The following is a 7422-nucleotide window of genomic DNA, read 5'->3' as shown; positions in this document are numbered from 1 at the left end:
CGGATCAGCCGGTTGCCGATCTGCTCGGGCGTCCCGTCGACCGGCAGACGCATGCGCAGCATGCTGCCGGGAGGGGTCCGTTCTAGATCCGCTCGACAACCTGATTTCGAAGCTCTGGATGCCGGATCAGCTTGCGCTGACGGGCGCGCCGATGGATGGCTTTCTGATGCGCGGCAGCATAATGGTCGCCGTCATCGCCCGGTCGGCTTTCGTCACTGAACCAGCTCCGCGTGATCTCGCGGTGGCTCGTGGCTTTTGAACGCTGCAACACCCACGCCATCTCCCGGACGGGGATCTTCACCAGCCGCCAGCGTTCGATCTAAACACGTTCCTTGACGCTCAGTTGCGTGTAATCCGCTCCCATGGCAGACTTTCTCCATTAGATAACCATCTCTTTTCTAATGTGATTGTCGCCTAATGGTAGCGCGAATCCCTATACACGAGTTATGACTCATAAGATATATTATGTTGCTTAAAAGGGAGTTTTAGTGCCTCCCGGACAGAATTTTTGCATCCGCCAAGGCGCGAATACTGAAAACTTGTGTGCGAGAGCTTCGTGGAGAGAGTTGTAGCTAGCTGTTCAGTCCCTGCATCTGGTGGATCAGGTTTAAGATGAATCTGTCGGGCTCGGATGTCCAGATCTTGCCGATGTATTCGTAGGGTGTGATGTGATCCCCGAAAACGCCCCCGTTCCAGCTTAGAGTTTTCCGGGCGGAATCCTTGGCTGGGAGAGGAGCGGAAACGCATGAAGGCAACGAAGTTCACGGACGCGCAGAAGGCGTTCATCATCAAGCAGGCGGAGCATGGCAGGCCTGTCGTAGAGGTCCGCCGCAAGGCGGGGATCAGCACGGCGACCTTCTTCAATTGGAAGAAGAAGTACGCGGGATTGATGCCGTCCGAGATGAAGCGGCTGCGGGAGCTTGAGCAGGAAAACGCGCGGTTGAAGAAGATCGTCGCCGATCTCGCACTGGACAAGGAGATGTTGCAGGACGTCATCAAGCGAAAGCTTTGAGGCCTGCCCGCAAGAGGCCGCTGGTCGATGAGATGCGGGTGGATTGGCAGGTGTCGATCCGCCGCGCCTGCGAGGTGATCCGGTTCGATCCAAGGACCTATCGCGACAAGTCTCGCCGACCTGGGCAGGCCGCTTTGGAACAGCGGATCCGAGAGATTTGCCAGACCCGTGTCCGCTTCGGTTATAGGCGGGTGCATGTGCTGTTGCGCCGCGAGGGTTGGGAGATCAATGCGAAGAAGACTTATCGCATTTACAATGAGTTGGGCATGCAATTGCGGAACAAGACGCCGAAGCGGCGGGTAAAGGCCAGAGACTGTGCGGAATTTTGTGCCCCGGCGCATTTTGTTACGCCATTGGGAAGCGGTCTTCGAATATGATTGCAAACTGGCTTTTGACAGCGTGCCATTCACGCACTGAGCGTTTCCACTCTTGAGAAGTAGCATTCAGCGCAAGATAGATCAACTTCGCGGCTGCATCATCGCTGGGGAAGTGGCCGCGGGTTCGGACGGCGCGGCGGATTTTCGAGTTGAGCGCCTCGATAGCGTTTGTGGTGTAGATCAGCCTCCGCACCTCGGGCGGATAGTCGAGGAAGGGGATGACTTCGTTCCAGGCCCGCCGCCAGCTGGGTGCGATGGCAGGGTATTGCCGGGCCAGATCGCTGTCCTCGAAATCGACCAGTGCGGCCTTTGCCGCCTCGGCGTCGACAGCGGTGTAGACGGCCTTCAGGGCGGAGGCCACGGCCTTGCGATCCTTGTAGCTGGCGAAACTCATGGAATGGCGCAGCAGGTGAACGATGCAGGTCTGGACCTGGGTCTGGGGAAAGGCCGCCTCGATGGCCTGTGGGAAGCCCTTGAGGCCGTCCACCACGGCAATCAGGATGTCCTGGACACCTCGGTTGCGTAGATCGTTCAAAACCTTTGCCCAGAATTTGGCGCCCTCATTGGCCTGAAACCACAGCCCCAGAACGTCCCGCGTACCGTCTGGCAGGATCGCCAGCGCCACGAAAACCGCCTTGTTCGATACCGCCCCATCGCTGCGGATATTGACCCGGATCGCGTCCATGAAGATGACTGGATAGCAGGGTTCCAGCGGGCGATTTTGCCACGCCGTGACCTCGTCCATGACGGCGTCGGTGATCGCTGAGATCAGGCCGGGGGATGCCTCGACGCCGTAGATTTCCTCGATGTGACCCTGGATCTCACGGGTGGTCATGCGGCGCGCATACATGCTGACGATCTTGCGATCAAATTCCGGAAACCGGCGCTGGTACTTGGCGATCAACAGCGGGTCGAAGGTGCCATTGCGGTCTCGTGGGATGTCGAGGACAACCTTTCCGCTATCGGTGGTCACCGTCTTTTGGCTACGTCCGTTCCGGCGGTTGGCCACTTGGACTTGACCAGCAGGCACCTCGTCGGTGCCTTCCTCGTCCAAATGAATGTCTAACTCGGTGCTCAGCGCCCGCTCGGCCAGCGCCTTCGTCAGTTCAGAAAGTATGCCCGTCTTGCCAAAAAGATCGCCGGGCGACCGCCCTTCCATCAGGCGGTCCAGAAGGTCTTTGTCGATGCTCATACGTGGGTCTCCTCATCAGGGGGTTACCACGCCGGGGCACAAAATTCCGCACAGTCTCAAAGGCCAAGCTGATCTACCTCGCCATCCGCAACTTCGAGAGGGATGGCCGAAACGTCAGGGAATGGTTTGCAGCCCGCAATCAGTTCGCCATAATGTTCGGCGAGCGCTTCGACGCTTGAGTATCCAAAACCGCATGGATCGGCACGGATACACAAAGTTCAGGACACTCCCGGAGGCTGTCGAGCCCAACGATATCTGGGCTATGGACTTCGTCCACGATCAGCTCGCGACGGGGCGCAAGCTTCGCGTGCTCACGGTGGTGGACACATTCTCGCGCTACGTGCCGGTGCTCGACGCAGGCTTCACCTACCTCGGCGAAGACGTCGTTGCGCCCCTCGAGCGGGTGTGCAGACGCAGCGGTTACCCAGCCACAATCCGCGTCGATCAGGGCAGCGAGTTCATCTCGAAGGACATGGACATATGGGCCTACGCCAAGGGTGTGACGCTGGACTTCTCGCGCCCCGGAAAACCCACGGACAACGCCTTCATCGAGGCGTTCAACGGGCGCTTCCGGGCGGAATGCCTGAACAGCCATTGGTTCATGAGCCTTGAAGATCCCGCCGAAAAGCTGGAGGCTTGGCCCCTCTCGGCAGATTGCTTCGCAATCGCCTGCCGGGCAGTGGTAGAGACGACAACGAAGAAACACCGCACGGGTCCATCGGGAACAAGGTCCCGACAGACCTGATCAAATCAGCTCACGACACCAGCCCGTGAGCCTGATGCACGCGCGGATACTCTAAGGACGGCCGAGGGCGCGTCGGGTAGCTTATCAGATCCGCGCGGATATCCTTGGCTCTGATCGTTGGCAGCGCAGGTTCGGTTTTATTCAAGCGCGATCCGAGCTTGCGCAGACCACCTGCAAAGCTCGATAATAGAGATCCCTTATACAGATCCCATATTATCGAGCCTGATAAAACCTCTGCTGCTGCCCCGGAGTCGTCAGAGACGCAGGACAAGGGCCGTGATCCCGGCGATCAGAAAGAGCAGGATGACGTTGCTGATGGGCAGGATAGGAATTCTGAGCTGATCCGAGAACACGGTTGGCAAGAGTGCCCCGAAGACTTCCCCCGCGCAGATAGGTGGCTTATCAGGAACTTCAGGCTGTCGCGCGCTCAGCAGCAACAGGCCTTGGCGGACACGACCCCGTAACCCGGCATGCCCGGACCTGACTGAGGTCTTATCCGGGTTATGGTAGCGTGGTGAAGACCGACAGCACGACCCCGAAGAGAGGTGTGGCCGCGGGCAGCCCGGCTTGTAGTGCCTCGACAGGAGCTTGGCCCCGGCCGTCCTTATCGATTGGCTCAGGCCAGAGCAGTCCCATCAGAGCCTGAGATCGTCTTGCGACTTGGTCAGATCGTCCAGCGCGCGCAGCTGGCCGATCAGGGTCGCCATCTTGTCGACGGGGATCATGTTCGGCCCGTCCGAGGGCGCGTTGTCCGGATCCTCGTGGGTTTCGATGAACAGCGCCGAGACGCCGACGGCCACCGCAGCGCGTGCCAGCACCGGGGCGAATTCGCGTTGGCCGCCCGAAGTGGTGCCCTGCCCGCCCGGCTGCTGCACCGAATGGGTGGCGTCGAACACCACCGGATAGCCAGTGCGCGCCATGATCGGCAGACCGCGGAAATCGCTGACCAGCGTGTTGTAGCCGAACGAGGTGCCCCGGTCGCACAGCAGGATGCGCTCATTGCCGGTGCTGGCAATCTTTTCGGCGACATTGCCCATGTCCCAAGGTGCGAGGAACTGCCCCTTCTTGACGTTGAGCGCGGCGCCGGTCTTGCCGGCAGCCAGCAAAAGGTCGGTCTGGCGACACAGGAAGGCAGGGATCTGCAGGATGTCGCAGACCTCGGCCGCCGGGGCGCATTGCGCCGCGTCATGCACATCGGTCAGGATCGGCACGCCGAATTCGGCCTTGATCTGGCCAAGGATCTTCAGCCCTTCTTCCAGACCGAGGCCGCGCTCGGTGCTGATCGACGAGCGGTTGGCCTTGTCATAGCTGGCCTTGAAGATGAATTTTGTCCCCGTCGGCGCGCAGGCCTCGGCGATCTTTTCGGCCATCATCCGCGCATGATCGAGGCTTTCGAGCTGGCACGGGCCGGTGATCAGGGCAAACGGCGCGCGCCCGCCGATGTCTATGTCGCCAACGCTGACGGTGCGGGTCTCGATCATTTGGCTTGCTCCAGTGCCGCCTCGATGCGGGCGGCGTCTTCGGGGTTGTTGAGTTCCCAGAACAGGCGGCCACGGGCGTCGACCTCGACGCAAGCCATGGGCGTTCCGTTGTAAAGGAACCGCAGCTGTTCCAGCCCTTCGAGGGTTTCCAGCGTGCTGACGGGGGTTTCGGTATAAGCCTTCAGCGCTTCGGGACGATAGGCATAGACGCCGACATGGTGAAACACCGGGATCGGGTCGGGAACCTTGCCGGGATCGATGAAGGGCAGCACCTCCTTGGAGAAATACAGCGCCTTCATCTGTGCATCGAAAATGGCGGTGGTGCCGCCGACGCGGCCGTTCTTGCGGTCGGTGACGAAATTGTCAAAGGTCTGCCGGTCGCAGCGCAGCACCGGGGTTGCGACGGAAACCGAGGCATCGGTCTTCATCCGCTCGATCAGCGCCTCGATGAACCACGGCGGGGTCAGCGGCGCGTCGCCTTGCAGGTTGATCACCAGATCCGGGGGTTCGGGCAGCTTGGTGAGCGCCTCGGCGCAGCGCGCGGTGCCGTTTTCGCAAGCCTGCGAGGTCATGATGACCTTTGCGCCAAAGCCTTTCGCCGCATCGGCGATGCGCGCATCATCGGTGGCCACATAAACCGCGTCGACGCCGCTGATCTGCTGCGCGGCGGTCCAGGTCATCTCGATGAGGGTGGTCTTGCGCCCATCCGGCAGGGTCAGCGCGGCAAGCGGCTTGCCCGGATAGCGGCTCGAGGCATAGCGGGCGGGAATGATGACGACGGTTTTCAAGAGGCGCTCTCACTGGTGAGGGGGCGGGCGCGAGGCCCGCGATGGCAAGGGGGGCGCCGGGCTTACACCACACCGGCGCGCAAAAGGTCATGCACATGCAGGATGCCAACCGGCACGCGGTTCTGATCGACCACCAGCAACACCTGAATCTTGCGCGCATCGACAATCGCCAGCGCCTCCGAAGCGAAGCGCTCGGGGGTGATGGTCACCGGGTCGCGGGTGGCGATATCAAGCGGCTGGCGCTCCATCAGGTGCTCGATGTTGCGGCGCAGGTCGCCATCAGTGACGACCCCGGTCAGCACGCCGTTTTCGGTCAGCCCGGCGATGCCGAAGCCGCGCGAGGTGATCATCAGCAACACATCGTGCATCGAGGCCCCCGCATCCAGCAGCGGCAGCGCGTCACCGGTGTGCATCAGATCCGCCACCGTCTTCATCTGCGCGCCCAGCTTGCCGCCGGGATGGAAAATGCCAAAATCCTCGGCCCGAAAGCCGCGCAGCTCCATCAGCGCCATGGCCAAGGCATCGCCAAGCGCCAGCGTCATCGTGGTCGATGTGGTGGGGGCCTTGCCGATCGGGCAGGCCTCGGGGCGGGGCGGCAGGGTCAGGCGGTAATCGGCCGCCTTCATCAGAGTGCTGCCGGGATGCGACGAGATCGCGATCATCGGGATGGAAAACCGCCGCGTGTGCTGCACGATGTCCTGCAGCTCGGTGGTTTCGCCCGAATTCGAGATCAGCAGGCAGATGTCGTCTCTGGACACCATGCCAAGATCGCCGTGACTGGCTTCGGTCGCATGCACGAAATACCCGGGCGTTCCGGTCGAGGCCAGTGTCGCCGCGATCTTGCGCCCGACATGACCGGACTTGCCGACCCCCGACACGATCACCCGCCCCTTCGATGCCAGCATGGCCGACACGGCGGGGGCAAAATCTTCGGGAAGATTGTCGGCCATATAAGCTAGCGCCTCGGCCTCAAGCGTCAGCGTCCGCCGTGCGGCGGCGAGGATATCGGCGTCATGGGGGCTTTTTGCCCTGATGAAATCGGCTGTCATCGGTCTGGCGGCCTCGCTGCTGGTTCGGCCCCGGTTATCACCGGAGCCGCGCTGCCCTTCAAGCCCGCTGTGGCCGACTTCAGTCTGCGCCGAACAGATCGCGGGTGAAGACCTTGTCGGTCACGTCGCGCAGATCGTCGGTGATGCGGTTGGCGACGATCAAGTCGCTCTGCGCCTTGAAGGCCTCCAGATCGTTGACCACGCGGCTGCGGAAGAAGTCGGCCTCTTCCAGCACCGGCTCATGCACGATGACCTCGACGCCCTTGGCCTTGAGCCGCTTCATGATGCCCTGGATCGAGCTCTGGCGGAAATTGTCCGAGCCCGCCTTCATCACAAGGCGGTAGATCCCCACCACCTTGGGCCCGCGCATCAGGATCTGATCGGACAGGAAATCCTTGCGGGTGCGGTTGGCATCGACGATGGCGCGGATCAGGTTCTGCGGCACGTGGGAATAGTTGGCCAGCAGCTGCTTGGTGTCCTTGGGCAGGCAGTAGCCGCCATAGCCGAAGGACGGGTTGTTGTAATGCGCGCCGATGCGCGGATCGAGGCTGACGCCTTCGATGATCTGGCGGCTGTCCATGCCACCGGCCAGCGAATAGCTGTCGAGCTCGTTGAAGAAGGCGACGCGCATCGCAAGATAGGTGTTGGCAAACAGCTTGATCGCCTCGGCCTCGTCGGGGTCGGTGAACAGCGTGGGCACCTGCGTTTCCTCGGAGCCCTGGAGCAGCAGCCGCGCGAAGGTTTCGGCCCGTTCGGAGCGCTCGCCCACGATGATCCG

General features: G+C 61.6%; 6 protein-coding genes and 2 pseudogenes. 2 read left to right on the top strand and 6 right to left on the bottom strand.

All coding sequences use genetic code 11. The annotated features are described in order from the left end of the window. Positions 1–82: 82 nt before the first annotated feature. On the bottom strand, positions 83–301 hold the full coding sequence (locus tag KO516_RS20345; RefSeq protein WP_216005617.1) for a hypothetical protein: 219 nt from the start codon (positions 299–301) through the stop codon (positions 83–85). Positions 302–745: 444 nt separating this feature from the next. Here KO516_RS20345 and KO516_RS20340 point away from each other — a divergent pair. Then, a pseudogene (locus KO516_RS20340) lies at positions 746–1323 on the top strand (transposase); the annotation flags it as partial. A 34-nt stretch (positions 1324–1357) separates the two neighbouring features. Here KO516_RS20340 and KO516_RS20335 read toward each other — a convergent pair. Then, positions 1358–2581 (bottom strand): IS256 family transposase, encoded by a 1224-nt coding sequence (locus KO516_RS20335; protein ID WP_216005616.1) that lies wholly within the window; start codon positions 2579–2581, stop codon positions 1358–1360. A gap of 94 nt (positions 2582–2675) precedes the next feature. Here KO516_RS20335 and KO516_RS20330 point away from each other — a divergent pair. Beyond that, positions 2676–3355: pseudogene (locus KO516_RS20330) on the top strand (DDE-type integrase/transposase/recombinase); the annotation flags it as partial. A 606-nt stretch (positions 3356–3961) separates the two neighbouring features. On the opposite strand, the gene kdsA reads toward KO516_RS20330, so the two are convergent. The 4 genes from kdsA to KO516_RS20310 form a co-directional block, all read right to left on the bottom strand. Continuing rightward, positions 3962–4807, bottom strand: a complete 846-nt coding sequence (kdsA, locus tag KO516_RS20325) for a 3-deoxy-8-phosphooctulonate synthase (RefSeq protein ID WP_216005615.1) — start codon at positions 4805–4807, stop codon at positions 3962–3964. Next, positions 4804–5595 carry a 3-deoxy-manno-octulosonate cytidylyltransferase gene (locus KO516_RS20320; protein ID WP_216005614.1) on the bottom strand — a complete coding sequence of 264 codons (792 nt, stop codon included), beginning with the start codon at positions 5593–5595 and terminating at the stop codon, positions 4804–4806. Before KO516_RS20320 ends, kdsA begins: the two co-directional genes overlap by 4 nt. Positions 5596–5657: 62 nt before the next feature. Next, positions 5658–6644: an SIS domain-containing protein gene (locus KO516_RS20315; RefSeq protein ID WP_216005613.1), complete on the bottom strand. Its 987-nt coding sequence runs from the start codon at positions 6642–6644 to the stop codon at positions 5658–5660. Positions 6645–6723: 79 nt separating this feature from the next. After that, positions 6724–7422 (bottom strand): UDP binding domain-containing protein (locus KO516_RS20310; RefSeq protein WP_305833645.1); only part of this gene is annotated, 699 nt, incomplete at its 5' end.

Source organism: Citreicella sp. C3M06, from assembly GCF_018860705.1.
GTDB lineage: Bacteria > Pseudomonadota > Alphaproteobacteria > Rhodobacterales > Rhodobacteraceae > Salipiger.
Note: the sequence above shows the minus strand (reverse complement) of the source record. Positions and strands in the feature narration are given on the sequence as shown.

What these genes read in the sequence shown, in the direction of transcription:
- KO516_RS20335 (WP_216005616.1), bottom strand. Translation starts at nt 2,581, where the DNA reads ATGAGCATCGACAAAGACCTTCTGGACCGCCTGATGGAAGGGCGGTCG.
- kdsA (WP_216005615.1), bottom strand. Translation starts at nt 4,807, where the DNA reads ATGATCGAGACCCGCACCGTCAGCGTTGGCGACATAGACATCGGCGGG.
- KO516_RS20315 (WP_216005613.1), bottom strand. Translation starts at nt 6,644, where the DNA reads ATGACAGCCGATTTCATCAGGGCAAAAAGCCCCCATGACGCCGATATC.